This window comes from Streptomyces sp. BRA346 (assembly GCF_052851135.1).
This window is the reverse complement of the sequence record NZ_JAIWIH010000015.1, coordinates 34,070-60,373: the sequence shown is the minus strand read 5'-3', so window position 1 is coordinate 60,373 and position 26,304 is coordinate 34,070. Positions and strand designations below refer to the sequence as shown.

22 protein-coding genes and 1 pseudogene are annotated in these 26,304 nt (G+C 71.8%); 13 read left to right on the top strand and 10 right to left on the bottom strand.

All coding sequences use genetic code 11. The features are described from left to right. Positions 1-94 precede the first annotated feature (94 nt). From LCH29_RS19555 to fxsT, 4 genes are all read left to right on the top strand, one after another. A complete protein-coding gene (locus LCH29_RS19555; protein ID WP_446463015.1) occupies positions 95-1,195 on the top strand; it encodes a phosphorylase family protein in 1,101 nt (366 codons plus the stop codon). Between the two features lie 145 nt (positions 1,196-1,340). Then, a complete protein-coding gene (locus LCH29_RS19550; RefSeq protein WP_446463014.1) occupies positions 1,341-2,834 on the top strand; it encodes a VMAP-C domain-containing protein in 1,494 nt (497 codons plus the stop codon). Beyond that, on the top strand, positions 2,831-4,009 hold the full coding sequence (locus tag LCH29_RS19545) for an AAA family ATPase (RefSeq protein ID WP_446463013.1): 1,179 nt from the start codon (positions 2,831-2,833) through the stop codon (positions 4,007-4,009). The genes LCH29_RS19550 and LCH29_RS19545 overlap by 4 nt, the downstream gene beginning before the upstream one ends. Then, positions 4,006-8,367, top strand: a complete 4,362-nt coding sequence (gene fxsT / locus LCH29_RS19540) for an FxSxx-COOH system tetratricopeptide repeat protein (RefSeq protein ID WP_446463012.1) — start codon at positions 4,006-4,008, stop codon at positions 8,365-8,367. The genes LCH29_RS19545 and fxsT overlap by 4 nt, the downstream gene beginning before the upstream one ends. A 13-nt stretch (positions 8,368-8,380) precedes the next feature. Here the strand turns inward: fxsT and LCH29_RS19535 are convergent, their stop codons facing one another. From LCH29_RS19535 to LCH29_RS19515, 5 genes and pseudogenes are all read right to left on the bottom strand, one after another. Then, the gene (locus LCH29_RS19535; RefSeq protein ID WP_446463011.1) at positions 8,381-10,165 is read right to left on the bottom strand and encodes an HEXXH motif domain-containing protein; all 1,785 of its coding nucleotides are present in this window, start codon (positions 10,163-10,165) and stop codon (positions 8,381-8,383) included. Then, positions 10,162-10,338 (bottom strand): hypothetical protein, encoded by a 177-nt coding sequence (locus tag LCH29_RS19530; protein WP_446463010.1) that lies wholly within the window; start codon positions 10,336-10,338, stop codon positions 10,162-10,164. Before LCH29_RS19530 ends, LCH29_RS19535 begins: the two co-directional genes overlap by 4 nt. Positions 10,339-10,486: 148 nt before the next feature. Continuing rightward, entirely contained in the window at positions 10,487-11,233 is a 747-nt protein-coding gene (locus LCH29_RS19525) for a DUF4232 domain-containing protein (protein WP_446463009.1), read from the bottom strand. Between the two features lie 153 nt (positions 11,234-11,386). Continuing rightward, positions 11,387-11,656 carry a DUF1876 domain-containing protein gene (locus tag LCH29_RS19520; protein ID WP_123098052.1) on the bottom strand — a complete coding sequence of 90 codons (270 nt, stop codon included), beginning with the start codon at positions 11,654-11,656 and terminating at the stop codon, positions 11,387-11,389. A gap of 38 nt (positions 11,657-11,694) precedes the next feature. Then, positions 11,695-12,336: pseudogene (locus LCH29_RS19515) on the bottom strand (phosphoribosyltransferase); the annotation flags it as partial. Between the two features lie 101 nt (positions 12,337-12,437). Here LCH29_RS19515 and LCH29_RS19510 point away from each other — a divergent pair. After that, the gene (locus tag LCH29_RS19510; RefSeq protein ID WP_446463008.1) at positions 12,438-12,677 is read left to right on the top strand and encodes a hypothetical protein; all 240 of its coding nucleotides are present in this window, start codon (positions 12,438-12,440) and stop codon (positions 12,675-12,677) included. 6 nt (positions 12,678-12,683) lie between these two features. Continuing rightward, positions 12,684-13,442: a DUF72 domain-containing protein gene (locus LCH29_RS19505; protein WP_446463007.1), complete on the top strand. Its 759-nt coding sequence runs from the start codon at positions 12,684-12,686 to the stop codon at positions 13,440-13,442. Positions 13,443-13,451: 9 nt separating this feature from the next. On the opposite strand, the gene LCH29_RS19500 is transcribed toward LCH29_RS19505, so the two are convergent. From LCH29_RS19500 to LCH29_RS19485, 4 genes are all read right to left on the bottom strand, one after another. Continuing rightward, positions 13,452-14,276: a carbohydrate ABC transporter permease gene (locus LCH29_RS19500; RefSeq protein WP_446463006.1), complete on the bottom strand. Its 825-nt coding sequence runs from the start codon at positions 14,274-14,276 to the stop codon at positions 13,452-13,454. Continuing rightward, entirely contained in the window at positions 14,273-15,181 is a 909-nt protein-coding gene (locus tag LCH29_RS19495) for a carbohydrate ABC transporter permease (RefSeq protein ID WP_446463005.1), read from the bottom strand. Before LCH29_RS19495 ends, LCH29_RS19500 begins: the two co-directional genes overlap by 4 nt. Further along, positions 15,178-16,572, bottom strand: coding sequence for an extracellular solute-binding protein (locus tag LCH29_RS19490; RefSeq protein ID WP_446463004.1), 1,395 nt, complete (start codon positions 16,570-16,572; stop codon positions 15,178-15,180). The genes LCH29_RS19495 and LCH29_RS19490 overlap by 4 nt, the downstream gene beginning before the upstream one ends. A 104-nt stretch (positions 16,573-16,676) precedes the next feature. Further along, positions 16,677-17,777 carry a carbohydrate kinase family protein gene (locus tag LCH29_RS19485; protein ID WP_446463109.1) on the bottom strand — a complete coding sequence of 367 codons (1,101 nt, stop codon included), beginning with the start codon at positions 17,775-17,777 and terminating at the stop codon, positions 16,677-16,679. 130 nt (positions 17,778-17,907) lie between these two features. On the opposite strand from LCH29_RS19485, the gene LCH29_RS19480 reads away from it, so the two are divergent. The 7 genes from LCH29_RS19480 (at position 17,908) to LCH29_RS19450 (ending at position 25,307) form a co-directional block, all read left to right on the top strand. Beyond that, on the top strand, positions 17,908-18,669 hold the full coding sequence (locus LCH29_RS19480) for a DeoR/GlpR family DNA-binding transcription regulator (protein WP_446463003.1): 762 nt from the start codon (positions 17,908-17,910) through the stop codon (positions 18,667-18,669). Next, a complete protein-coding gene (locus tag LCH29_RS19475; RefSeq protein ID WP_446463002.1) occupies positions 18,666-20,027 on the top strand; it encodes a 6-phospho-beta-glucosidase in 1,362 nt (453 codons plus the stop codon). The genes LCH29_RS19480 and LCH29_RS19475 overlap by 4 nt, the downstream gene beginning before the upstream one ends. Before the next feature lie 276 nt (positions 20,028-20,303). Further along, positions 20,304-21,065 carry a DeoR/GlpR family DNA-binding transcription regulator gene (locus tag LCH29_RS19470; protein WP_446463001.1) on the top strand — a complete coding sequence of 254 codons (762 nt, stop codon included), beginning with the start codon at positions 20,304-20,306 and terminating at the stop codon, positions 21,063-21,065. Positions 21,066-21,135: 70 nt separating this feature from the next. After that, on the top strand, positions 21,136-22,491 hold the full coding sequence (locus LCH29_RS19465; RefSeq protein ID WP_446463000.1) for an ABC transporter substrate-binding protein: 1,356 nt from the start codon (positions 21,136-21,138) through the stop codon (positions 22,489-22,491). Then, positions 22,484-23,449 (top strand): carbohydrate ABC transporter permease, encoded by a 966-nt coding sequence (locus LCH29_RS19460; RefSeq protein WP_446462999.1) that lies wholly within the window; start codon positions 22,484-22,486, stop codon positions 23,447-23,449. Before LCH29_RS19465 ends, LCH29_RS19460 begins: the two co-directional genes overlap by 8 nt. After that, a complete protein-coding gene (locus LCH29_RS19455) occupies positions 23,446-24,321 on the top strand; it encodes a carbohydrate ABC transporter permease (RefSeq protein WP_398296775.1) in 876 nt (291 codons plus the stop codon). The genes LCH29_RS19460 and LCH29_RS19455 overlap by 4 nt, the downstream gene beginning before the upstream one ends. Next, positions 24,318-25,307: a zinc-dependent alcohol dehydrogenase family protein gene (locus tag LCH29_RS19450; RefSeq protein ID WP_446462998.1), complete on the top strand. Its 990-nt coding sequence runs from the start codon at positions 24,318-24,320 to the stop codon at positions 25,305-25,307. Before LCH29_RS19455 ends, LCH29_RS19450 begins: the two co-directional genes overlap by 4 nt. A 209-nt stretch (positions 25,308-25,516) precedes the next feature. Here LCH29_RS19450 and LCH29_RS19445 read toward each other — a convergent pair whose 3' ends face one another. After that, complete coding sequence (locus LCH29_RS19445; protein ID WP_446462997.1) at positions 25,517-26,284, bottom strand: HpcH/HpaI aldolase family protein; 768 nt, start codon at positions 26,282-26,284, stop codon at positions 25,517-25,519. Positions 26,285-26,304 lie beyond the last annotated feature (20 nt).

Genomic DNA, 26,304 nt, shown 5'->3' with positions numbered 1-26,304 from the left:
GGGCGGACAGAGAGCTCTTGTGTTCGACGTAGGGTGCTCGACACGGTCGTGTTCATGTCGTTCAAGGTCGTTCGAGGTCGTTCAAGGGGGAACCGTGGGGGCTGGCGACACCGGGGGCACGGGGCGGGCGGACGTCGTCGTCCTGACCGCGCTGGAGATCGAATACCGGGCCGTACGAGCGCATCTGGAGGATCCGCGCCCCGTCCGGGCGGAGCGCGGCTCACTGTTCGAGACAGGCGTCTTCCGCTCCGGGGCCCGGCCCGGCGGCCGTCGGGTGGCGATCCATATGACGGGTCCGGGAAACCCGGGCGCGGCGGCGCTGGTCGAGCGGGCGGCGGCGCTCTTCGCGCCGCGGGCCGTGCTGTTCGTCGGGGTGGCGGGCGGCGTCAAGGACGTCGCGCTCGGCGATGTGGTGGCGGCCGACGCGGTGTACGACTACGAGACCGGCAAGGACACCGAGTCCGGATTCCTCCCCCGCCACAAGACCCATCAGTCCGGCTACGGGCTGGTGCAGCTGGCCCGTACCGTCGCCGCGGCCGATGACTGGCAGCGGCGGATCCTGCCCGACGCCGCCGCGCCGCGCCCCCGCGCCCTGGTCAAGCCGATCGCGGCGGGCGGCCGGGTGGTGGGGCACGAACGCTCCGACGTGGGCCGGCGGCTCGCGGCCGTCGCCGGGGACGCGATCGCGGTGGACATGGAGGGCTTCGGCTTCCTCGCGGGCGCGTACGTCAACCAGCAGCTCGACGCGCTGGTGATCCGGGGCGTCTCCGATCTGCTCGGCGACAAGGGCGAGGCGCACGACGAGCGCTGGCAGCCGGTCGCCTCCCGGCACGCGGCCGCCTTCGCGTTCGAACTCATCGGGCGGCTCCCGGGCACGGAGGCGGCGCCCGGCGCGTCCGCCCGGCGCCGCCGCAAGCTCGGCGTCCGGGAACTCGGCGGTCTCGCCGACCTGTTGCTGGAGGTCCCCGGTCTGTCCTCCCCCGCCCGCTGGCAGCAGCTGCTCGACGAGCTGCCCACCGTCGGCACCGCGGTCGGCCGCCAGTCGGCGAGCCGCGCGGAGGCCCTCGCCCTGCTGCGCACCTGCGAGGCGCACCGGGCCCTGGGCGAGCTGGTGTCCGTGCTGGACGTCCTGGCTCCCGACGACCCTGCGGTGGCCGAACTCGCCCGCCGCGTCGAGGAACTGGGCCTGGGCTGACCGGGGCGCCCGAGGGTATTGCCCGGGGGCGTGCGGGGCATACAAGTTGTCCGGAGTCCGCGCGGGCGGCGCTTGCCTGTGGCAGGGTCTCCGGCGGGATCATCGGCGGCGGGGACCGGTGATGCGGGTACGGGGGAGGCACGGCATGGCGGCCATGCGGGAAGGCGGCCTCAGATCGGTCAACAGTTTGGTGTCGGCGTTGAAGGAGTTCCGCTGTCTGACGGATCCGGATTCCCGCGCCCTGTGTCTGGACCTGGTCGCCATGGAAATGGAGACGACGTCCGTTCCGGTGCGCGGCCATCGCGTCACGGACTACTTCCTGGTGGAGCTGGCCCGGGAGTGTCTGGAGAACGTGCGGATGATGCGCGCGCTGCGCGCCTCGCTCGCGGTGATGGCGCCGGACACGGACGCCATGGAGCACCTCGATTCGGTCGTGGAGCAGATGACGGCCCGGCCGGTGCTTCCGGCCCCGGCCGCCGGAGGGCTGCGGTCGCTGCTGGAAGATCTGGAGATCGGGCCCTTGAGCCAGCTGTGCCGGGCCGCGGCGGGTCCGCTCCAGGACGTGCCCGCGGTCGACGGCCCCTGGCACGCCTTCGAGGAGCTGAGCCGGATGAACGCGCGGCCGGACGGGCTGCCGCCGGGGCTGGCCCTGGTGGAGTACCTGGCGGCGTCGGCCCAGCCGCTGCGGAGGGCGGACGCGCTGCGGGCGTGGGCCGATGAGCAGGCGCGGGAGCTGGACCTGACCTCGCAGCTGCGATCGCTGCGCCAGCAGGTGGGGCACGCCGCCCCGGCCGAGCCGGACGACGCGTATCTGGTGATCCGGCTGCTGCCGCAGGAGGAGCCGGGCCGTTACGAGCTGTCGTCCTGGCACAGTTACGACCCGAGCGGCTGGCATCCGGTCCGCGGCCCGGTCACCCAGGTCACCGCCGCCACCGCCGAACGGGCCGTGCAGGAGCTGGTGTTCGCGGCGGAGGAGGAGTGGAAGGACGCCCGGTGCATCCACCTGGAGTTCCTGCTGGGCCCCGAGGACCTGAATCTGCCGGTGCATCTGTGGCGCAAGGAGCTGGACAGCACGATGGCCACACCGCTGTGCATGGACTATCCGGTCGTGGTGCGGAGCCTGGAGCGGAGCCAGACCCGACGCTGGCACCGCCCGTGGAACCAGCGCTGGCAGCTCTTCACCGGACGGCCCCAACTCGCCAGACAGCTGGTCGTCGAGGGCCAGGATCCGGACAGTCCGCGCTCCGGCGACCCGGCCGCGCTGCTGGCCCGGCTCCAGGCGGATCCGCACGTCGTCGCGCTGATCCTCAACTCGCCGCCGGGCGGCGCCGGTGAGGGCGCGTACGAGGCGCTGGCGGCCTGGCGGGCGGGAATCCCGCTGGTGGCATGGGATCGCCGCCCCAGCCGGGATCCGGCGTTCGTCCAGTACTTGAGACAAAAATCGGACGAGGCCAGCGGGGACCTGGCACGGCTCCGCGAAGCCGTGACAAAGTTACGTCTGGACGCCCATACGATCGACTCCGCGGAGCGGGAGCATCACCCGGGGCAGCATGTGGTGCTCGTCTGGGACGACCCGACCCGCCCCGTGGAGACGCAAGGACGCATGACGGGGCCGGACGAGGGGTTGGGCAGTCGATGAGCGACGCAGAGCCTGCACGGCGGCACAACGGACGGATCCCGGGTGGCGACGGCTCCTCCTCCGGTCCCCTGCCGTCCGGCATTCCGCGGCCCTGGTGGATCTACCAGGGCACCGGGCGCCCGCTGCACGACGTCAGCCTGGAGGACATCCTTCCGCCCCCGCCGCCCTGGCGCAGCTTCGGCGGCGTCTCGGCCTGCCCGCCGGACGGCTACGGCGCCGACGGCGCGTTATCCGACCCGGACGAGCCGCCGACCGAGCCCCCGGCGCCGCCGGAGGACGTCCAGGACACCGCCCGTCGGCTCGGCGCGACCCCGCTCGGCCTGCGGTCGGAGCCCGAGGAGGCGGACGTGGTGAACGCCGCGCTCATCCTGCGGCGCCCGCTGCTGGTCACCGGCCGCCCGGGCACGGGCAAGTCGACGCTGGCGTACCGCATCAGCCGGGAGCTGGGCCTGGGCCGGGTGCTGCGCTGGCCGATCACCACGCGTTCCACCCTGCGGTCCGGTCTCTACGGCTACGATGCCGTCGGCCGTGTGCACGCCGCGGCGGCCGGACAGGCGGCTGAGGAGGACGGTCACGAACCCGGACCGGAGGACATCGGCGACTTCCTCCAACTCGGCCCGCTGGGCACGGCGATGCTGCCGCACCGCCTCCCCCGCGTCCTGCTCATCGACGAATTCGACAAGAGCGACATCGATCTGCCCAATGACCTCCTCGACATCTTCGAGGCCGGGGAGTACTCCATTCCCGAGCTGGTGCGCATCCGCAGGCGTCGCCCGGCCGTATCGGTCCTCACCGACGACCCCGACCGCAGCACCGTCATCGACTCGGGCCGGGTGCGCTGCCGCGCCTTCCCCGTGGTCGTCATCACCAGCAACGGGGAGCGGGAGTTCCCGCCCGCGTTCCTGCGCCGCTGTCTCCAGCTGCGGCTGCCCGACCCGGACGCCGACCGGCTCGCCGCGATCGTGGCCGCGCACCTGGGCAGAGCGGACGACCCGCGCGCCCGGGAGCTCATCGACATGTTCCTGGAGCGCAGCCGTCACGAAGGCGGGCTCGCCGCCGACCAGTTGCTCAACGCGGTGTATCTGGTGACGGCCCGTTCCGGGGCTCCGGGGCCCGAGTGGGAGGAGCTACTGCGCGCCGTCTGGCACCGCCTTGACGCCGCAGGCTCGACATGACACAGGACCCAGGCGGCAGGTCCGGCGAGCACGGCCCGCGGGACCTCGACTGGCAGCAGATCGCCGATGCCTTCTGGCTGGCCGTCTGCAAGGCCGAAACGAACCGCGGACCCGGCCGCCCGGCGCCCGGCCCGCTCCCCGAGCCCCCGGGCGCCGACGCCCCGCCGCCCACCGGCGACCGGCTCCCCGAACCGCCGCCGGAGGACGACGGCGGGCAGCGGCCCGGGCCCGCGCCCGAACCGGCCGTCTCGGCACCGCAGCCCGTGGAACTCGTCGCCGTACCCGAGGCGCCGGAGGACCCGGCCGGGACGGAACCGGCGCTGGTCACCGACGTCATGGTGCCCGCGCCCCGGCCGACCGCCGCCGGACCGCTGGTCGCCGAGCGCGCCGTCTCCCGGGCGCTGCGCCCCCTCAAGCGCACCGCGCCCTCGCCGGTCGAGCTGGAGGTCGACGAGGAGGCCACGGCCGAGCGCGCGGCGCGCGAGGGGCTGTGGGTGCCGGAGTGCGCGCCCGTCCAGGAGCGCTGGATGGACGCGGTCCTGGTGCTGGACTGCGGCAGCTCCATGGTGGTGTGGCGGCGTACGGCGGCGCGGCTGGTCACCGTGCTGGAGCGGACGGGTGCCTTCCGGGACGTCCGGGTGCACCGGATGAACACCGATCACCCGTTGCCCGCGGACCGCCACGACTCGCCGGTGGACGGCATGGCGCCGCGCGGGAAGCGGGCGGTGCTGGTGCTCACCGACGGCATCGGCGCGGCCTGGGGCGACGAGAGCGCGCAGCGCGCGCTGGGGCGCTGGGCCCGGCGCGCGTCGGTCGCCGTGCTCCACGTTCTGCGTCAGGGCCGCTGGCAGCACACGGGGATCGCGCCGGAGCGGGTCCGGGTGCGGGTCCCCGAGCCCGGCGCGCCCAACGGCGCCTGGCGGCGGGGCGACGGCGGCTCCTGGCCGGGCGGCGAACCACCGGTGCCGGTGCTGGAGCTGGACGCGCGCTGGCTGGGCAACTGGGCGCGGCTGGTGGGCCGTCCGTCGGACCGCGGCCATCACACGCTGGCGCTGCTGCCCGGGGTGGCGCCCGAGCCCTGGGATCCGGAACCGGAACCCAGCGCCTGGGACCGGGTCTTCCGCTTCCGCTCCACCGCATCGCCGAGCGCCTTCCGGCTGGCGGCGCGGCTGGCGGCGGCGCCGCTGAACATTCCCGTGATGGAGTTCGTCCAGGGGATCCACCAGCCGGAGGGCAGCCCCGGCGATCTGGCCGAAATCCTGCTGGGCGGGCTGTTACGCAAGGTCGGCACCGCAGATCCGCTGGACGAGACCGGAATCGGCTACGAGTTCCACGACGGGGTACGGGAACTGCTGCTGTCCGCCGGATTACGGGACGAGTCGCTGTACACCCTGCGCAGCGTCCTGGACCGGCTCGGCCGCCGCTGGAAGCCGCTGCATCTGCTGCGCGATCTGCTCAACCATCCCTCAGGGCCGGTGCGGGACCTGCCCGACACCGACCGCCTGATGCCCTACATCCGCCTCCAGGAACAGGTCTACCAGGCGCTCTCCGGGCCCTATCTCGAAGGCGCGCGCTCCTTTCGCGCCCTTGTCCTCGCGCGCCAAGCGCTCCCCCGCACGGGCGAAAGCCGTCCGGATCCCTTTGAAGACGTACCCCATTGGGGAAATGTGGTCCCTGAGGTTGCCGTGACTGACTCCCTGACTCCCCGATCCCGTCCGTCGTCCCAAGCCGACGATTCACCATCCCCGCCGGCGCACGGCACGCCGGGTACGGCGGGGGAGCATTCGAGAGGAACCTTCGTGTCCGTGACCGCTGCCCGGTCCCTGCCCGCCGTGGAGGAGCGCCGCGCCGGGGATCCCCCGTCCATCTGGGGCAATGTGCCGCCCCGGAACAACAACTTCACCGGACGGCGAGCGCTGCTCGACACCCTTCACGAGCGGCTGCGCAGCGAGGGTACGGCCGCCGTGCTCCCCGAAGCACTGCACGGTCTCGGCGGGGTCGGAAAGTCCCAGATCGCCCTGGAATACGTGCATGCGCATTCCGCGGACTACGACGCGGTGTGGTGGATCCCGGCGGAGCGCCCGGAGCAGATCCGCCAGGCGCTGGTGCAGCTCGCCGACCGGCTCGGGCTCCAGGCGGGCATGGAGGCGAACACGGCGGTGCCCACCGTGCTCGACGCGCTGCGCACCGGGCGCCCCTGCCGCAACTGGCTGCTGGTCTTCGACAACGCGGAGGAGCTGGAGACGGTCCGGCCGTTCTTCCCCGCGGGCGGGCCCGGCCGGATCCTGGTGACGTCGCGGAACGCCCAGTGGTCACGGGCCGCCCGTACCGTCGAGGTGGATGTCTTCGAGCGCGAGGAGAGCATCCAACTGCTGCTGCGGCGGGGGCCGGAGCTGCCGCACGAGCAGGCCGACCGGATCGCCGAGACCCTGGGCGACCTGCCGCTGGCGATCGAGCAGGCGGCGGCGTGGCTGACCGAGACGGGGATGCCGGTCGACGAATATCTCCAGGTCTTCGAGGATGAGCGGGCCGACGTCAGCACCCGCCGCAACGAGCTGCTGGCGGCCGGGGTTCCGGTCGACTATCCCGAACCGGTCGCCGCCGCCTGGAACATGTCGCTGCGCCGCCTCGCGGAGCACCACCCGGGTGCGCTGCAACTGCTCCAGATGTGCTCCTTCTTCGCTCCCGAGCCGATCTCCCGGCGGCTCTTCTCGGGCATCCGGGGTGTCTCCCTCTCCCCCGAACTGTCGGAAGTACTCCAGGATCCGATCAAGCTCGGCCATGCGATCCGGGAGATCAACCGCTACGCCCTGATCAAGATCAATCACCGGAGCAACACCATCGAACTGCACCGGCTGGTGCAGGCGGTGCTGATCGGCCAGATGTCCCCACAGCAGCAGGCCGACATGCGGCACAGCGCCCATGTGCTGCTGGCCTACGGCGACCCCAACGACGTCTCGCCCGCCAACTGGAGCCGCTACGCGGACCTGCTGTCCCATGTCCGGGCGTCCCGCGCGATGGACTGCGACGACAAGTGGGTGCGGCAGATGGTGCGCAACCTGGTCCGGTTCCTCCATGTCTGGGGCGACCACGGGGGCGCGCTCGAACTCGGCAGCCGGGTACGGGACAAGTGGCAGGACTCGCTCGGCGAGGACAACCCGGAGACGCTCGCCATCTCCCGCACGCTCGGCCATGTCCTCACCCTGCTCGGCCAGTTCAGGCAGGCCAGCGAGCTGAACAGCCGGACGCTCGAGCTGACGCGCGCCGGTGACGGCGACGACCACGAGAACACGCTGGTCACCATCGGGGCGGTCGCCAAAGACGCCCGCTACCAGGGTGACTACGCGCGCTCCGTGGAGCTGGAGGAGGACCGCTGGCGGCGGACCATCCGGCTGTTCGGCGACGAGGACCCGTACACCATCGCCGCCGCGAACGACTACGCCCTGGCGCTGCGCTCGGTCGGTGACTACGCGCGCGCCCGCGAGGTGGACGAGAGCGCCCACAACGTCGCCAAGGTCGTCCTGGGCGAGGACTCGCTGCTGACGATCCTGCTGGAGGCCAATCTCTCGATCGACGTCCGGGAGAGCGGCGACTACATCACCGCCCGCACCATGATGGAGCAGACCTGCGCCCGGGTCCGCCGACTGCTTCCGCAGAACGCGCCGATCGGCGTCTTCGCCCTGCGCAACCTCGCCGTGGCCCGCCGCAAGGCGGGCGACCACGAGGGGGCGCTGGAGGTCACCCGGGAGGTTCTGGAGCGGTACCGGCTGCGCTACGGCGAGCCCAATCTCCACATCACAGCGACCTCGCTCAACCTGTCCATGGACCTGCGCCAGACCGCCGACCTCGACGGCGCCCGCGACCTGGGCCGTAAGTGCCTGGACGACATGCGCTCCGCGCTCGGGCCTCGGCACCCGGTGACGCTGAGCGCGGCCATCGACCTGGCCGTCACCCTGCGGCTGCTGGGAGAGACCGAGGCGGCGCTCGCGCTCAACAAGGAGACGCTGCCGATGCAGGTCGAGCAGCTGGGAGCGGACCATCCGATCGCCCTGGCCTGCGCGATCAATCTGGCCAGCGACCACTACACGCTGGCCGACTACCAGGAGGCCCGGGAGCTGGACACCGAGACGCTCGCGGCCTGCCGGTCACGGCTGGGCGAGGACCACCCCACCACACTGGCCTGCGCGGTCAATCTCTCCGGGGATCTGCGCGCGCTCGGTGAGGGCCGGTCCGCCGAGGAGCTGCACAACGACTCCCTCGCCCGGATGCGCGCCGTCCTGAGCCCGAATCACCCGGCCACGGTCGCGGCGGCCCGGGGCATCCGCGCCGACTGCGACGTGGAGGCGATCGCCTTCTGACACCACTCCGTCGTCAGAAGGAGTCCCCGGTCCAGGTCGCCAGCGCGACCGGGTCGGGCACCGCGCCGCCGTCGTCCCGCAGCGCGCGGTGGACGGCGAGGACGGTCTCGGGCGCGCGGAGCAGCGCCGTCCTGGCCGCTCCGTCCGGCAGGGTGAGGGCAAGGCCCGCCCAGGCCGCGACATCGGCCGGGTCCTGGGCCAGTCGGCCGCGGTAGCCGCGCAGCGCGGCCGGCCGGTCGCCCCTGGCCCAGGCGAGATCGGCTCCGTCAGGGGCGCCGTCACCGCCGCCCTCCCCGGCCCGCAGCCGCTCCGGTGCGGTGAACCGGAGCCTGGCGAGCGCCGTCCGCGGCACGGTCTCCGCCGCGGCGGGCTCGACCGAGGCGGGGGGCAGCTCCCGGGGAGGCGTACCGCGCACCCGCCAGGCCCGCACCCACCGGGCGACCCCCGCGGGTTCGGGACGCAGATGGCGCATGCGGTACACGAGCCGGTGGTCGACGACCAGATCCGCCGCCAGCCGCCGGGGTACGGGCGGGACGGGCTCCGCGAGCCAGTCGGCCAGCCGCTCCGCCACCTGATCGAGGAAGCTCCTTCCCAGGGGCGTCAGTTCGGCGTGGGTGCGCAGCGTCTCCAGCCCGTGGGCGGTCTGCTCCCGCCGGAGGGCGAACTCGAACGCGGCGGTGTCCCCCGCGGGCCCGTGGTCCGTCCGGTGCAGGCGGTCCTGCCAGAAGCCGGTCACGCCCAGGAACGCGTACACCCCTTGCAGCAGCCCCCGCAGCGGCCTCGGATCCAGCCGCCACGGCGCGTGGTGGACCTCCTCCCGTCCCCCTTCGATCAGGGGCACGAGATCCATCAGGGCGCTGAGCTTGATGTGCTGGGCCTCGTGCACCAGCGCTGCGGCCAGGTCCGGCTCGTCCACGGGGCCGTTCATCAGGACGCAGCCGTACGCCTCCGGGGACGAGGCGCTGAACGGTTCGGGGTGGGCCTCGTACGGTACGGGGACCACGGAGGCGACGCAGGCGGCGATCCCCGACGGGTCCACGGTGCGCTGCGCGGCGACCAGCCGCCAGGCGCCCTCGAAACGTTCCTGCCAGTGCTTCCACGCGTCGTCGGTGAGCCGGTCCGGCGGTCTGCGGCGGAAGAAGTCGCGATAGGGGTCGACATCGTCGAGGAACGGCGAGCAGAGGTGCCCCCGATGGTCACCGTGCAGCCGTCTGAGCCCGAGCCACCCGGGGGCGTCCTCCGTGAAGCCGGATGCGGGCAGCGGCACCGCATGCGGCCCGGCCACCACCGCCGCCCCCTGCGCCGTGCGCACGACCTCGGCGCGGTCCGTGGCGTGGTCCGGTACGAGGGCGAAGCCCAGCGCGGGCAGCATCACCCCGCCGTCGCGCACCACGACCGCGATACGGAAGTCGATGCCCGCGAGGAGGGCGGCCGAGGCCGCCATCGCGTACAGATAGCCGGTCTCGCTCCACAGCGGCACGTCCGCCGGTTCCTGGCCGCGCAGCTGCCGCAGACACCTGCTGAGCCACACCCCCGTCTGCGGATGCAGCAACAGCCGCTCCACGGCGGCCGGGGAACGGCGCTCGGCGCGTATCAGCAGCCGCCAGGCCTCCGCGGCGGGCGGCAGCGGGCCGGGCAGGGCGGGGTGCGCGGCGGCCACCTCGACCAGCGCCCGCAACAGCAGCATCGCGCGGCTGCGCTGACCCGATCTCAGCTCGGCGACGGATGACGCGCTTCCCGAACCCGCGGCCAGCTCGGTGAAGCACAGCGCCGATAAGTGATGGCGGGAGTCCGTCAACTAATGCAACCCTGCTGGGCATCGGAGGAGCTGGCAGACGTCGCCGGGTTGCGGACGGCGCGGATCAGGCGCAGCGCCACCTCGATCGCCCCTTCATCCCGGTCGAGGTCTTCCAGTGTCGCTCCCGAAAGGTCCAGCAGCTCCGTCTCGACCTCGGTCGCGACTCGCTCCATGACACCGCCCTCCTCCGGACGTTCCACACCGACTCACGTGAGGCATCCCTATGGTGACCCACCCCTATTGATTGCGAAAGGGTGAACACGGCCAGCGGGCGCCCGGCTTGTCAAGATTTCGGACACACCCGGAACGCTTTCCGGACCCTCAGGCGCCCTTTCCGGACTGGACCGACTCGACCTCGAACACACCGCCGCAGACCCGGAAGGAGCGCGCCGGGACGGTCATGGAGGAGAAGGAGTCCGGCGGGTAGGCCCGGATGCGGGCGGGGGCGCGTCGGCACGGCTTGTCCGTGGTGCCCTCGTTGAGGGTGTGCAGCATCGCGGAGGCGCTGGCGCCCGGCGGCAGGGTGACCGTGGAGCGGGACGGGCCGCGCCGGGTGGCGGGGTCGCCGATGGCGGAGCCCGCGGAGTCCAGCAGCGAGACCCCGGGGAAACCGGTGAGTGTGCAGGTGCCGGTGGACTTGTTGGTGAGCACCAGCGGCATGTAGACGTTGCCCGCGCCCACGTCCTTGCGGCCGAGGGAGAGGCGCAGCTGCTCGGTGGAGCAGACGCGCCGGGCGCCGGACCGCGACGCGGTGGTGTGCGCCGCCGTGGCGGAGGAGGAGACGGACGCGGTCGCGGAGTGGGTGACGGGGTGCGTCGCGGAGCGCGAGGACGCGGGGTGCGATGCGGGCGGCACCGTGCGCCCGGTGTGCGCCGCCGACCGTGTGACGGACGAGGCGGCCGCGTCACCGCCGTCCGACGCACCGGACGCGCCGGGCGGCGCGGACTGGTCCCCGGCGTCGGCACCGCAGGCCGTCACCAGGGCCAGCGCGCCGACGAGCAGCGCGCATAAGCGCCATCGCCGGGACCGCCGGGGCCTGGGCGTCGTGGTGTCGTTCCGTTGCGCCATAGCGACCTCCCGGGGTCGTGTCCGCTCTCTTTCGGCTCCCCCTTCCCCGCATGGACGCCCTTATGTCTCCGGGAACATTGATCGCATACCCCGGCAATTCCTCATACGGAAATTCCCCGTCCCCGGTGACCCGGGAGCCACCGGGGCCGCCGGTCACATCACCAGGTGTGCCTTGCTGTGGGTGACTTCCTCGATGTCGCCGCCCGCCTTGCCGATCAGCCGGTGGGCCAGGTTGCTCAGTGCCCTCGCCGCCGCGATCTCCTCGCCGACCCGCGGCTGTGCCGGGTCCTCGGGGTTGCGGTTCGCGCGGCCCTGGGCGAGCATCTCGGTGCCGTCGTGCATCCGCAGCCGCACGACCGCTTCGGTCAGCGGACCGATCTCACGGAATTCCATCTGGATGTCGCATCCCACGATCGTCTCCATCACGATCACCTCCTGCGTCACCTTCCAGGATGCGCCTCCCCCTGCTGTCCGGTCGACCTGGTCAGCAGGTCCATCACCTCGGCGTCGCCGGTCTGGGAGAAGTCCTCGTACCACTCGCCGACCGCGGAGAAGTCCGCGGGCGCGGACAGGCACACCACCTCGTCCGCGTCCTCGCGCAGTGAGGCGACCGCGTCGGGCGGCGCCACCGGGACGGCCAGGACGGAGCGGGCCGCTCCCTGGGCCCGGGCGACCCGACAGGCGGCCCGGGCCGTGGCACCGGTCGCGATGCCGTCGTCCACGATGATGGCCGTACGGCCCTCCACCGGGATCCGCGGCCGGTCGCCGCGGAAGCGCCGCGCCTGGCGGGTCAGCTCGGCCTGCTCGGTCCGCTCCACCTCGGCGATCTCCTCCTCGTCCGCCCGGCTCATCCGGATGATCGCCTCGTGGACGACCCGGACCCCGCCCTCGCCGATGGCGCCGAAGCCCAGTTCCCGGTGGAAGGGGACGCCGAGCTTACGGACGATGATCACGTCCAGCGGCGCGTTCAGCGCCCGGGCCACCTCGAAGGCCACCGGCACCCCGCCCCGTGGCAGCCCCAGCACCACGGGCTTCTCCTCGGCCAGCGGCATCAGCCGCTCGGCGAGACGCCGTCCGGCGTCCACCCGGTCAGTGAAGATCATCGCTCACCCCCGGCACGCATTCGTCTCCTTCGAATCAAGCCGACATCTCCCCGGTCCGCAAACCGGCCGCGAACCGGCGGCGGCTCCGGCACCCTGGAGGTATGGAGCACGCCACAAACCGGGACGATTCCGGTTACCCCGTCTACGTCGAATCATTCGATTCCGACAGCCGTTACCGGCGGGTGCGGCTTCGGGGGGTGGGGTGCGAACCCCTCGAAAAGGAGGAGTTCGCGCCGCGCGTCCGGCAGGTCTTCCCCGACATCGACCTCGACGACCCGGATCAGGTCCACTGGGCCGACCGGCCCGGGCAGTGGCCGCGGTGGCACCCGGGCGAGGCATGAGCGCGTATGGGCGTCCTGGTCGGCACCTCGGGATGGCAGTACAAGGACTGGCGCGGTGTCCTCTACCCCGCCGACTGCCCGCAGCGGCTGTGGCTGGAGGAGTACGCCAGGGGCTTCACCACGGTCGAGAGCAATAACGCGTTCTATCGGCTTCCCGAGCGCGATCAGTTCGCCGTCTGGCGGGACCGGACGCCCGGCGGGTTCGTGATGGCGCTCAAGGCCAGCCGCTATCTCACCCACATCAAGCGGCTGCGCGACCCGAAGGAGCCGGTGGCGCGGCTGATGTCCCACGCGGAAGGGCTCGGCGACCGGCTGGGCCCGGTCCTGCTCCAGCTCCCGCCGACGCTGCGGGCCGATCCCGGGCTGCTGGACACCTGTCTGGCCTGCTTCCCGGCCGGTGCCCGGGTGGCGGTCGAGCCGCGCCATGACTCCTGGTGGACCGCGGAGATCCGGACGCTGCTGGAGGACCACGGCGCCGCGCTGTGCTGGGCGGACGTGGGCTCGCGCCCGGCCGCCCCGCTGTGGCGGACCGCCGGGTGGGGATACGTACGGTTCCACGGCGGCCGCGCCTCGCCCGCGCCGCGCTACGGCCGCCAGGCGCTCGCCACCTGGGCACGCCGGGTGCATGACACCTGGCCGGGCGAGGCCGACGTCTACGCGTACTTCAACAACGACACGGGCGGGGCGGCGGTCCACGACGCCGTCGTCTTCGCCCGTGCCGTCGCCCGGCTGGGCCGCACGGTCAGCCGTACGCCCGCGCTGTGAGCGCGGCGGCTACTCCTTGACCGCGCCGCCCAGCATGCCCTCGATGAAGCGGCGCTGGAGCGCCACGTAGACGATCACCACCGGCAGCGCGATCAGCACCGACGCCGCCGCGAGCAGCGCCGCGTCCGAGCTGTGCTGCCCCTGGAAGAAGGCGAGGCCGAGGGGGACGGTGCGATGGGCCTCGTCGCTGACCATCACCAGCGCCATCAGGAACTCGTTCCACGTCCACATGAAGGTGATGACGACCATCGTGGAGATCGCCGGACGGCCCATCGGGACCAGCACCCGCCACAGCGTGGTCCAGCTGTTCGCCCCGTCGAGCCGGGCCGCCTCGATCACCGCCCGGGCGCTGCCCCGGAAGTACGTCCGCATCCAGAACACGCCGAACGCCAGCGACTGGGCGGTCTGCGGAAGGATCAACGCCCAGTAGGTGTCGGTGAGTCCGGCGTACCGCAGGTCGAAGTAGAGCGGGACGACCAGGGCCTCCTGGGGCAGGGTCAGCCCGATCACGAAGAGGTAGAACAGCACGGTGGAGCCGGGGAAGCGCATCACCCCGAAGGCGTACGCGGCGAGCACGGCCAGCACGGTGGTGGCCACGACCACGACCGTGGTGACCAGGACCGAGTTGCCGAGGTAGGTGCCGAAGTGGCCACGGCTCCAGGCGTCGGCGAAGTTGCCCCAGTGCAGCCCGCCGCGCGGCAGCGAAAACCCGGTGTCCAGGGATCCCTGCGAGCCGAACGCGGTGGACAGGATGCCGACGACCGGGATGAGCGAGAGGACGGCGAACAGGGTGAGGAGGGCGTAGGTGACGCCGCGTTCCAGGCGTGTGGTCATGTGCGCCGCCCTTCCACGAGCCGGGAGACCGTGACGGTCAGGGCGAAGATCAGGACCGTGAGGGCCACGCCGACGGCGGCGGCCGAGCCGACCTGGTTGGTCTCGAAGGCCCGGTGGTACACCTCGTAAGCGGGTACGGAGGTGGCGTTCCCGGGGCCGCCGCTGGTCGTGACGTAGATCAGGTCGAAGTTGCGCAGGCCCGCCACGATGGTCAGCGTCAGCGCCACCGCGATGTGCGGCCTCAAGGCCGGGAGGGTGACGGCGAGGAACTCCCGGACCGGCCCGGCGCCGTCGATCCGCGCCGCCTCGTACAGCTCGCGCGGGATGCGCTGCACCCCGGCGAGGAAGAGGACCATGCACAGCCCGGTGCCCACCCACGTGCCGATGACCCCGACGGCGGGCAGCGCCCAGGTGTAGTCGCCGAGCCAGGGGCGGGCGAGGGAGCCGAGGCCGACCGCGCGCAGGGTGTCGTTGAGCAGTCCGTCGGGGGCGAGGATGGACCGCCAGGCGACGGCGACCACGATGAGCGCCAGGACCTGCGGCAGGAACAGGACGGTGCGGAAGAAGGTCATGCCGTGGATCCGGACCCGGGACATCGCGGCCGCCAGCAGCAGCCCGATGGCCACCGGCAGGGCCGCGTAGAACACGAGCAGCAGCAGGGCGTGGGCGAACGGGGCGCGCAGCGCGGGGTCGCCGAACAGGTCGCGGTAGTTGTCGAACCCGGCCGGGGTGGCGGCGGTCAGCCCGTCCCAGTGGAGAGACGACAGCCACACCGACTGCCCGAAGGGGTACAGCAGGAACACCGCGTACACGAGCAGCGCGGGCAGGATGTAGAGATAGCCGACGGCACGCGGCTCACCGGGGGCCCGGCGGCGGTATGCCCTGATCGGGGCGGTGGGCCTCATCGCGGCTCCGTCGCGGCGTGGCGCTGCCGCTGGGTGCGCAGGAAGGTGCCGTAGTCCTGTTGCAGGGTGGCGGCCAGCTCGTCCGGGGAGGTCTTGCCGCTGACGACGCCCTGGAGGGCGGCCGAGAGGGTGTCGTAGAAGGTGGGGGTGGCGTAGTCGAGGTAGGGGACGAGGCCGTCGGCGGCGCTGAGCCGCTTCCAGCCGTCGACCATCTGGCCGTCCACCGTGTCCGGGGCGACCCGGGCCGCGGCCGGGCCGGGGACGGCGGGCAGCACTCCGTGCCGGGTCATGACGTCCGAGGCGTGGGCGCTGGTGAGGAAGTCGAGGTAGGCGGCGGCCACTTCGGGGTGGCGGGAGCGGGAGGTGATGGACCACGCGAGCCCCTGGCCACCGGTGGTGACGGGGGCACCGCCGGGCTTCGCGGGCGGCGGAGGCATGAGGCCGAGCTTGTCGCCCATCGTCTTCTTGAGGTCGGCCAGCAGCCAGGTGCCGGTCATCAGGTACGCGCCGTCGCCGGAGGCGAACTTCTTGGCCGCGTCGTCGTATCCGAGGCCGCCCGCGCCCTTCGGCAGATAGCCGCGCTTCATCCAGCCGGTGAGGGTCGCGGCGGCGTCCTTGGTGGCCGCGGTGTCGAAGCCCGAACCGCGGCCGAGGACGGTGTTCCGGGTCGCGGCGGCCGCGTACTGGTCCTGGAGCACCCCGAAGGTGTGGATCGCCGGGTACTTGTCGAGGTTGCCGAACTGGACGGGGAGTTCGCCGCGCTCCTTCAGGCGGGCGAGCCCCGCGGTGAACTCGCCCCAGGTCCCGGGTGGTTCCAGGCCCGCCTTCCGCAGCAGGTCCTTGTTGTAGTAGAGGCCGACGAACTCGCCGGTCTGGGAGATGCCGTAGAGCCGTCCGCGGCCGAAGTCGGTGCCGTCGGTGGAGACCCGGTTCAGATTGAGGAGCGTGTTCGGGTAGCGGGTGTTCCAGTCGTAGATCCCGGCGTAGTTGTCGAGCGGGGCGAGCAGCCCGGCCCGGACGAAGGAGACCATGTCCGGGTAGCCCTGGTTGGCCTGGATGACGTCGGGCGGGTTGTTGCCGGAGACGGCGAGCTTGAGCGTGGTCTTCAGGTCGGTGAAGCTCCGCGCCACCCGCTTGATCCGCACATTGGGGTACTTCCGCTCGAACTCCCGGTTCAGCTGGGCGATTTCGCCGTTCGTGCCACCGCGGATCTCCTGGTCCCACACGGTCAGCGTGGTCTTTCCGGCCGCTTTCGGGTCCGGTACGGCGGTGGACACGCCGGTCCCGGATCCGGCGGCCCCCGAGCCGTCGGTGCCGGGCACACAGCCCGCGGCGAGCAGGGTGGCGCCGAGGGCGAGGACGGCCGGTAAGGCGCGGCGGGGACATCCCATGCGGTTCTCCCTTTTCTGCGGGCATCAGGCGTCTTCTGCGGGCGCCAGGCCTCTTCTGCGGGTGCCAGGCCCTTACTGCGGGCGCCAGGCCCTTACTGCGGTCGTCAGGCCCCGCGGGCGTCGGCGGCCCGGAAGCCGATGGTGGGCAGGGCCCGCAGCCGCGGCCAGTCGCGCGCCCCGGCCGGGATCAGGCCGTCCAGGAAGCGGTGGCGCGCCACCAGCTCGCGGTCCCCGGAGCGGGCCGTACGGTCCCACCACGCGGCCACCTCGGCCCAGCCGGGCGCGGCGAGCGCGCCGCCGAAGTGCTGGACGGAGAGGGCGGCGGTGAGGTTGGCGAACGCGAGCCGGTCGCCGAGCGGCCAGCCCGCGAGCGTTCCGGTCATGAAACCGGCGACGAACACGTCGCCCGCCCCGGTGGGGTCGAGCGCCTCCACGGCGAGGCCCGGCACCTCGGCGCTCTCCCCGGTGTGGGAGTCGATGCCGATGGCGCCCTCGGCACCCCGGGTGACCACCACGATCGGCACCAGCTCGGCCAGGGCACGCACCGCCCGCTCGGGCGTGTCGGTGCGGGTGTAGCGCTGCGCCTCGGTGGCGTTGGGCAGGAAGGCGTGGGCGTACGGCAGGTCGGGGAGGGTGGCCAGGTCCCAGCGGCCGGACTCGTCCCAGCCCACATCGGCGAAGATCTTGGCTCCCTGGGCGCGGGCCTGGCGCACCCAGTCCTCCTGGCGGCCCGGCTCGTAGGCGGTCACACAGGCCCGGGAGCGGGGCGGCGCGGGGCGGGTGGCGGGCGGCGGGGCGGGGTGCTCGTGCGTGACCATGGTGCGTTCGCCCTCGTACGCCATGGACACGGTGACCGGTGAGTGCCAGCCGGGGACGCGCCGGGAGTGGGTGAGGTCGACGCCCTCGTGGTGCGCCAGGCTCTCCCAGCAGTAGTCCCCGTAGACGTCGGCACCGAAGGCCGCGGCGAGGGTGGTGTGCAGGCCGAGCCGGGCGAGGGCGGTGGCCATGTTGGCGATGCCGCCGGGGCTGGAGCCCATGCCGCGCGCCCAGGACTCGGTGCCGCGCACCGGGGCGTGGTCGAGGCCGGTGAAGATGATGTCCAGGAAGACGGTGCCGGTGAGGTAGACGTCGTGCTCGGGGTCGGCGGGGGTGCGCAGCGCGGCGAGCGGGTCGATGGGCTGTATCGGACCGGGGGCTGCGGACATGGGGCTCACCGGCGCGCCTCTCCTCGTTCGTCATGACGTCGGATGAGCGACACCATGCACCTCGGAGGGGCATTGTGCAAGAGGTCGGTCATAGTCGCGCAGAGTCGCTCAGGTGGAGTACGTTGCCCCCATGCTGCGAGAGACCCGCCACGCGAAGCTGCTGAGCATCCTCGGTGCGGAGGGCGTGCTGCCGATCGGGGAGATCGCCAAGCGCCTGGAGATCAGCGAGGCCACGGCCCGCCGGGACCTCGCCGAGCTGGGCCGGGCCGGTCGGCTGACGCGGGTCTACGGCGGCGCGGTGGCGGCCCCCACCCCGGACGAGGAGCGGCCGTTCGGCGAGGTGGCGGTGGACGAGCCGGAGGAGAAGGCGGACGTGGCCCGGCGCGCGGCGGAGCTGGTCACGGACGGCGATGTGCTGCTGCTGGACATCGGCACCACCACGCTCCACCTCGCCCGGCTGCTGCGCGGCCGTCCGGTCACCATCGTGACCAGCAATCTGGCGATCTACGACGAGCTGCGCGACGACCCCGAAGTGACGCTGATCCTGCTCGGCGGGCAGGTGCGCGCCAACTACCGTTCCGTGGTCGGCTTCCTCACCGAGTCCAACATCCGCCAGCTGCGGGTGGGGCGGCTCTTCCTCGGCGCGAGCGGGGTGCTGTCCGACGGCAGCGTGCTGGACAGCACGCATGTGGAGGTGCCCGTCAAGCGGGCCATGCTCGCCTCGGCCCGGCAGGTGGTGCTGCTGGTCACCGCGGGCAAGTTCCCGGGCGACACCGGGCTGGCCCGGATCTGCGGCCCCCTGGAGATCGACACCCTGATCACCAACAAGACGTCCGATCCCGCGACGCTCGATGTGTTCCGTGAGGCCGATGTGGAGGTAGTGACCGTATGAGGCTGACCGTGCTGGGGGGCGGCGGTTTCCGTATGCCGCTGGTGTACCGGGCCCTGCTGGAGGACGCCGGGGACGACGCCGGGCGCTGCACCGAGCTGATGCTGTACGACACCGACCGGCACCGGCTGGACGCGATCGGCGCGGTCCTGGCCGAGCAGGCGAAGGACCGCCCCGCGGGCCTGCCCGCCGCGCCCTCGGTGCGGGCCACCACCGACCTGGACGACGCGCTGCGCGGCACCGACTTCGTGTTCTCGGCGATCCGGGTCGGCGGTCTGGACGGCCGTGCGAGCGATGAGCGGATCCCGCTCGGCGAGGGCGTCCTCGGGCAGGAGACGGTCGGCGCGGGCGGGGTGCTGTACGGGCTGCGCACCCTGCCGGTGGCGACGCGGATCGCCGAGCGGATCGCCGCCGTGGCCCCGGACGCCTGGGTCATCAACTTCACCAACCCCGCGGGCATGGTCACCGAGGCCATGCGGCGGGTGCTGGGCGACCGGGTGATCGGCATCTGTGACTCGCCGGTCGGGCTGTGCCGCCGTGCGGCGCGGGCGCTGGGCGCGGACCCGGACCGGGCGGTCTACGACTACGTGGGCCTCAACCACCTCGGCTGGCTGCGGCGCGTGGTGGTGGACGGCCGGGACCGGATGCCCGAGCTGCTGGCCGACGCCGGGGCGCTGGAGTCCTTCGAGGAGGGCAAGCTGTTCGGGGCGGAGTGGCTCCGGAGCCTGGGCGCGCTGCCCAACGAATATCTGCACTACTACTACTTCAACCGCGAGGCGGTGGCCGCCATCCGGCAGGCCACGGCCACCCGGGGGGAGTTCCTGCGGGAGCAGCAGGCCCGGTTCTACGAGACGGCCCGCGCCGCCGACGGCGGGGCGCTCGCGGCCTGGGAGCGGACCCGGCTGGAGCGCGAGACCACGTACATGGCCGCGAGCCGGGAGGCCAGCGGCGGCTGGGAGCGCGACTCCTGCGATCTGGACGGCGGCGGCTACGACCGGATCGCGCTGGCCATCATGCGGGCCATCGCCCGCGACGAGCGCACCACGCTGATCCTCAACGTCGGCAACCGCACGGCCGTCCCCGGGCTGGACGAGGACGCGGTGGTGGAGGTGCCCTGCCTGGTGGACGCGGGCGGGGCGCGCCCCATGGCCACCGGTGCGGTGGCCCCGGACCAGCTCGGGCTGATGCTGTCGCTGAAGGCGGTGGAACGCTCGACGATCGAGGCGGCCGGGGCTGCCGAAATCGCCGGGGCCGGTGGCGCCGCCCGGAGCGCGGCCCTGCGCGCCCTCGCGCTGCATCCGCTGGTGGACTCGGTCAACGTGGCGGGCCGCATCCTCGACGCCGCGGGCTACCGGCGGTAGCACATGTCCGAACGGGCTTTCCCTAGACCTTGATCACGCCCGAACGGGCTGCTTTTCGGCCGGCTTTTCGGAAGCGGGCACGATACGGGCACACACCTCGCCACCCCGGGCGTCCGCGATCCTCGCAGCGCTTCCACTGACCGATCCTGACCTGCTGAGATAACGTTCGTGAAACGGGCACATCCGGTCATGATCTGTCCCGTGCCAAGCCTGGCCACTCCGGTTGCGTGCTTGTAAAACTTCTCGCCAAGCCCGAAGAGAAGCAGGTGATGCGGTGTGGACGCGGAGGAACGCCGTCGGGAGATCCTCGACATGGCGCGGCGTGCCGGGGTCGTCGACGTCGGCAAGCTCGCCGCGGACCTCGGGGTGTCCAGGGAAACGGTGCGCCGCGATCTGCGGGTGCTGGAGCAGCACGGTCTGGTCCGGCGCACCCACGGCGGCGCGTACCCCGTGGAGAGCGCCGGTTTCGAGACCACCCTCGCCTTCCGCACCACCATGCACGTCCCGGAGAAGTCGCGGATCGCGACCGCGGCCGCCGAGCTGCTGGGCGACGCCGAGACGGTCTACATCGACGAGGGCTTCACCCCGCAGCTGATCGCCGAGGCGCTGCCCCGGGACCGGCCGCTCACCGTGATCACCGCGTCCCTCGCGACCGCGAGCGGGCTCGCCGGGCGTGAGAACACCACGGTGCTGCTGCTGGGCGGCCGGGTCCGCGGCGGCACGATGGCCACCGTCGACCACTGGGCCACCCACATGCTCTCCGGCTTCGTCATCGACCTGGCGTTCATCGGCGCCAACGGCGTCTCCCGGCAGTACGGGCTCACCACGCCCGACCCGGCGGTCAGCGAGGTCAAGGCGCAGGTGGTGCGAGTGTCCCGGCGCAAGGTGTTCTCCGGGGTGCACACCAAGTTCGGGGCCGTCAGCTTCTGCCGGTTCGCGGACGTGTCCGACTTCGAAACGATCGTGACCGACACCGGGCTCCCCGTGACCGAAGCCCATCGGTATTCGCTGCTGGGCCCGCAGATCCTCCGGGTCTGACCCCACCGTCCCCTCCTCTCCCTCCCCCACATCCCCCTCCCTTCCCCACGCCCCTCCGATTGGACCCGTTATGCCAGTCCTGACACTTCGTGCTGCCCGGATACCGGTCGTGGCCCTGACCGCGGGCGCGCTCCTCGCGGGGTGCGCCGGTATGGGCGGCGGCAGCTCCGGTGGCAACACCATCAACGTGCTGATGGTGAACAACCCGCAGATGATGGAATTGCAGAAGCTGACCGCGAAGCATTTCACCAAGGAGACGGGCATCAAGGTCAAGTTCACGGTGCTGCCGGAGAACGATGTCCGCGACAAGATCAGTCAGGACTTCTCCAATCAGGCCGGGCAGTACGACGTCGCCACCATCAGTAATTTCGAGGTGCCGTTCTACGCCGAGAACAGCTGGCTGATGCCGCTGGACGAGCATGTCGCCAAGGACAAGGCATTCGACCAGAAGGACATTCTTCCGCCGATGCGTCAGTCGCTGACCGCCGGTGACGGACAGCTGTACGCGGAGCCCTTCTACGGCGAGTCGTCGTTTCTGATGTACCGCAAGGACGTCTTCGCCGAGAAGAACCTGAAGATGCCCGAGCGGCCCACCTGGAACCAGGTGGCGGATCTGGCGGCCAAGGCCGACGGCGCCCGCAAGGGGATGAAGGGCATCTGTCTGCGCGGGCTGCCCGGCTGGGGCGAGCTGATGGCCCCGCTCACCACGGTCGTCAACACCTTCGGCGGCACCTGGTTCACCAAGGACTGGAAGGCGCAGCTGACCTCGCCCGAGTTCGTCAAGGCGACCAAGTTCTATGTCGACTTGGTGCGCAAGCACGGCGAGGCCGGTGCCTCCCAGTCCGGCTTCGCCGAGTGCCTCAACAACCTCACCCAGGGCAAGAGCGCCATGTGGTACGACGCCACATCGGCAGCCGGTTCGCTGGAGGCCGCCAAGTCCCCCGTCAAGGGCAAGATCGGCTATGTCCAGGCGCCGGTGGAGAAGACCGACAGCTCGGGCTGGCTCTACACCTGGGCCTGGGGCATCCAGAAGGCCTCGCGCAATTCCGACAAGGCGTGGAAGTTCATCTCCTGGGCCTCCAGCAAGGAGTACGAGAAGCTGGTCGGCAAGACCTTCGGCTGGTCCAACGTGCCCGCGGGCAAGCGGGCCTCCACCTACGCCAACCAGGACTACCGCAAGTCCGCGGGCGCGTTCTCCGAGGTCACCCGAAAGGCCATCACCAGCGCCAAGCCGCGCGATCCCGGCGTACAGGAACGGCCGACCATCGGCATCCAGTTCGTCGACATCCCCGAATTCGCCGATCTCGGCACCAAGGTCGCCCAGGAGATCAGCGCCGCCATCGCCGGGAAACAGTCCGTCGAGCAGGCATTGAAGACATCGCAGAAGCTGGCCGAGAAGGTGGGCGAGGAGTACCGAGATGAGTAATCCGACAACCGCGGTCCCCGTCCGCGGCAAGCGCCCGCCGACCGTGGCCGCCGCCTCCAGGAACACCTCCCGGCCGCCGAGGAACCGGGCACGGGAGTGGGCCACCCGGGCACCGCTGATGCCCGCCCTGATCTTCCTGATCGTGGTCACCCAGCTGCCGTTCGTGGCGACGCTGGTGATCTCCCTCTTCGACTGGAACTCGTTCCGCCCCGACAACCGTGAATTCGCGGGGCTGGAGAACTACACGACCGTCGCGAGCGACCCGGCGCTGCGCGAGTCGATCCTCACCACCGTGCTGCTGACCGCCACCGTGGTCATCATCAGCGTGGTGCTGGGGCTGGCGCTGGCGCTGCTGCTGGACCGCAAGTTCCGCGGCCGGGGGCTCGTCCGTACGATGCTCATCGCGCCGTTCCTGCTGGTGCCGGTGGCCTCGGCGCTGCTGTGGAAGCATGCGCTCTACAACCCCGAGTACGGGCTGTTCAACGGCGTCCTCAACTGGCTGGGCGGACCCCAGCCGGAATGGCTCAGCGACATGCCGCTGATGGCCGTGGAGGCGTCGCTGATCTGGCAGTGGACACCGTTCATGATGCTCATCCTGCTGGCCGGGCTCCAGAGCCGGCCGCTGGACATGATCGAGGCGGCCCGGCTGGACGGCGCGGGCAACTGGCAGATCTTCCGCTTCCTGACGCTGCCCCATCTGCGGCGCTATCTGGAGCTGGGGACCCTGCTGGGGTCGATCTACATCGTGCAGAACTTCGACGCGGTGTTCACCCTCACCCGTGGCGGCCTCGACACCGCCAACCTCCCCTACACCATCTACGAAACCTTCTACAACGCCCACGAGTACGGGCTGGCATCGGCGGCGGGTGTGCTGGTCGTGATCGGCACGATCATCATCGCCACCTTCGCGCTGCGCGTGGTGTCGTCCCTCTTCCGTGAGGAGGCGTCCCGCGCATGACCTCCCTGACCGCTCCTGCCGTGACCGCTGTTCCCCCGACCGCCCGGCGGGCCAAGCGCCGCGGTGCCGCGCTCGGCCTGCTGGCCTGGTCCATCGGCATCCTGTTCGTCCTGCCGGTGCTGTGGATGCTGCTCACCTCGTTCCACTCCGAGAGCGACGCCGCCACCAACCCGCCCTCCCTGGCCGCCCCGTTGACCCTCGACGGCTACAAGGCGTTCTTCGGCGTGGACGGCGGGGCCAGCCCCTGGCCCGCGCTGCTCAACTCGATGGGCACGTCCCTCTTCTCCACCCTCTTCGTGCTGGTGCTGGCGCTCCCGGCCGCGTACGCGCTGTCGATCCGGCGGGTGCGCAAGTGGACCGACGTGATGTTCTTCTTCCTGTCCACCAAGATGCTGCCGGTGGTGGCCGGGCTGCTGCCGGTGTACCTGTTCGCGAAGGACATCGGCTTCCTGGACAACGTCTGGCTGCTCGTCATCCTCTACACGTCGATGAACCTGCCGATCGCCGTATGGATGATGCAGTCCTTCCTCGCCGACATCCCCGTGTCCATCATCGAGGCCGCCCAGATGGACGGGGCGCGGCTGACGACCATCCTGTGGCGGGTCGTCGCCCCGATCGCCGGTCCCGGTATCGCCGCCACCTCGCTGATCTGCTTCATCTTCAGCTGGAACGAAATGCTGTTCGCGCAGGTGCTCACCGGCGTGGTCGCCCAGACCGCACCGGCCTTCCTGACCGGCTTCGTCACCAGCCAGGGGCTGTTCCTGGCCCAGGTGTGCGCCGCGTCGATCGTCATCTCCCTGCCGGTGCTCGCCGCGGGGTTCGCCGCCCAGGACAAACTCGTCCAGGGCCTGTCGCTAGGAGCAGTCAAATGAGGGCCGCCGTCATCGAAGCACCCGGCAAGGTCACCGTCGCCACGGTCGCGGACCCGGCCCCGGGGCCCCGTGAGGTCGTCGTCGACGTGGCGGCCTGCGGGCTGTGCGGAACCGATCTGCACATCCTCCAGGGCGAGTTCGCGCCCACCCTGCCGATCGTGCCCGGCCATGAGTTCGCCGGGGAGGTCGTGGGCGTCGGCAAGGACGTCACCGAGGTGGCGATCGGCGACCGGGTCGCGGTCGACCCCTCCCTGCACTGCCACGAATGCCGCTACTGCCGCATCGGCCGGGGCAACCTGTGCGACAACTGGAACGCCATCGGGGTCAGCGTCCCCGGCGGCGCGGCCGAGTTCGCCGTCGCGCCGGTGGCCAACTGCGTCAAGCTCCCCGAGCACGTGGACGTGGGCGACGCGGCCCTGATCGAGCCGCTGTCCTGCGCGGTGCGCGGCTACGACGTGCTCAACGGCAACCTGGGCGCCGAAGTGCTCATCTACGGCTCCGGCACCATGGGGCTGATGATGCTGGAGCTGGCCAAGCGGACCGGCGCCACCAGCGTCGACGTCCTCGACGTCAACCCCGAGCGGCTGTCCACCGCCAAGACTCTCGGCTGCTCCCGGGCCGCGGGCTCGGCCGACGAACTCGACCAGCCGCGCGGCTGGGACGTGGTCATCGACGCCACCGGGAACCAGGCCGCCATCCAGGACGGTCTCGGCCGGGTCGCCAAGGCGGGCACCTTCCTCCAGTTCGGGGTCTCCGACTACGCGACCCGGGCCACCATCGAGCCGTACAAGATCTACAACCAGGAGATCACCATCACCGGCTCCATGGCGGTCCTGCACAGCTACGAGCGCGCCGCCGGGCTGTTCGCCTCCGGTGTCCTGGACTCGAAGATCTTCATCAGCCACCGGATGCCGCTCGCCGAATATCCCGAGGCACTGGAGCAGTTCCGGTCCGGCCAGGGCCGCAAGATCGTGGTCGAGCCGTAACCGTGTGTGGTTGACGGCCCAGGTCTGGCACCACCAGGCTTGGGCCGTTGCGATCACGGTGAGCGGGAGGCGGCGGGCTGGGGCAGGGGCAGCGCGGTAGTGGCGGGCGGCGGACTCGCGGGGACGCTGGCGGCGGCCGCGCTCCTGGGCCACGTGGACACGGTCACCGTCGTGGAGCGCGACCGCTATCCGGGCGGGGTGGGGAAGGCTCAGGCGTTGGCGTCGCGCAGGTGGGCCGCCGCGGCCTGCTCCAGGTGGACCAGGTCGCTGCTGACCGTGGCGAACGTGAAGCCCCGGGCCAGCCGTTCGGCGGCCGTGGCGCCGTCCGGGCAGTGGATCCCGGCCGCGATCCCGGCCGCCTCCGCGGCCTGCGCGACCTTCGTCAGGGCCGCGTCGAACCGCTCCGCCACCGACGGGTCCGTGGACGTCCGTCCGCCGAGGGCGATCGTGAGGTCGGACGGGCCGATGTAGACGCCGTCCAGTCCCTCCGTCGCGCAGATCTCCGCCGTGTTGCCCAGCGCCTCCGCCGTTTCGATCATCACGATGCAGGCGACCTGCTCGTTCGCCTCGGCAGGGGTGGGGCCGACGCGCAGGCCGGAGCGCATCGGCCCGTAGCTGCGGACGCCGAGCGGGGGATAGCGGCAGGCGCTCACCGCGCCGGCCGCCTGCTCGGCGGTGTTGACCAGCGGAACGATGACGCCACGGGCGCCCGCGTCCAGGGCCTGGCCGATCCGGAAGTCGTCATTGGCGGGGACGCGCACCATTCCGGCGGCCCTGCCGCGGGCGTCGACGGCGGTCATCGCGGCGAGGGTGCCCTTGTAGTCGAGCAGACCGTGCTGGGCGTCGACGCAGATGTAGTCGTACCCCAGCCCGGCCAGCCGCTCGGTGCCGACGGGGTTGTCGAGGACGACCCAGTAGCCGAGGCTCCGCCGGCGGGCGCGGAGCCGGGACGCGAAGTCGGCGGGGGAAGTGTTCATGCTCCCCAGCTTCTCTCGTT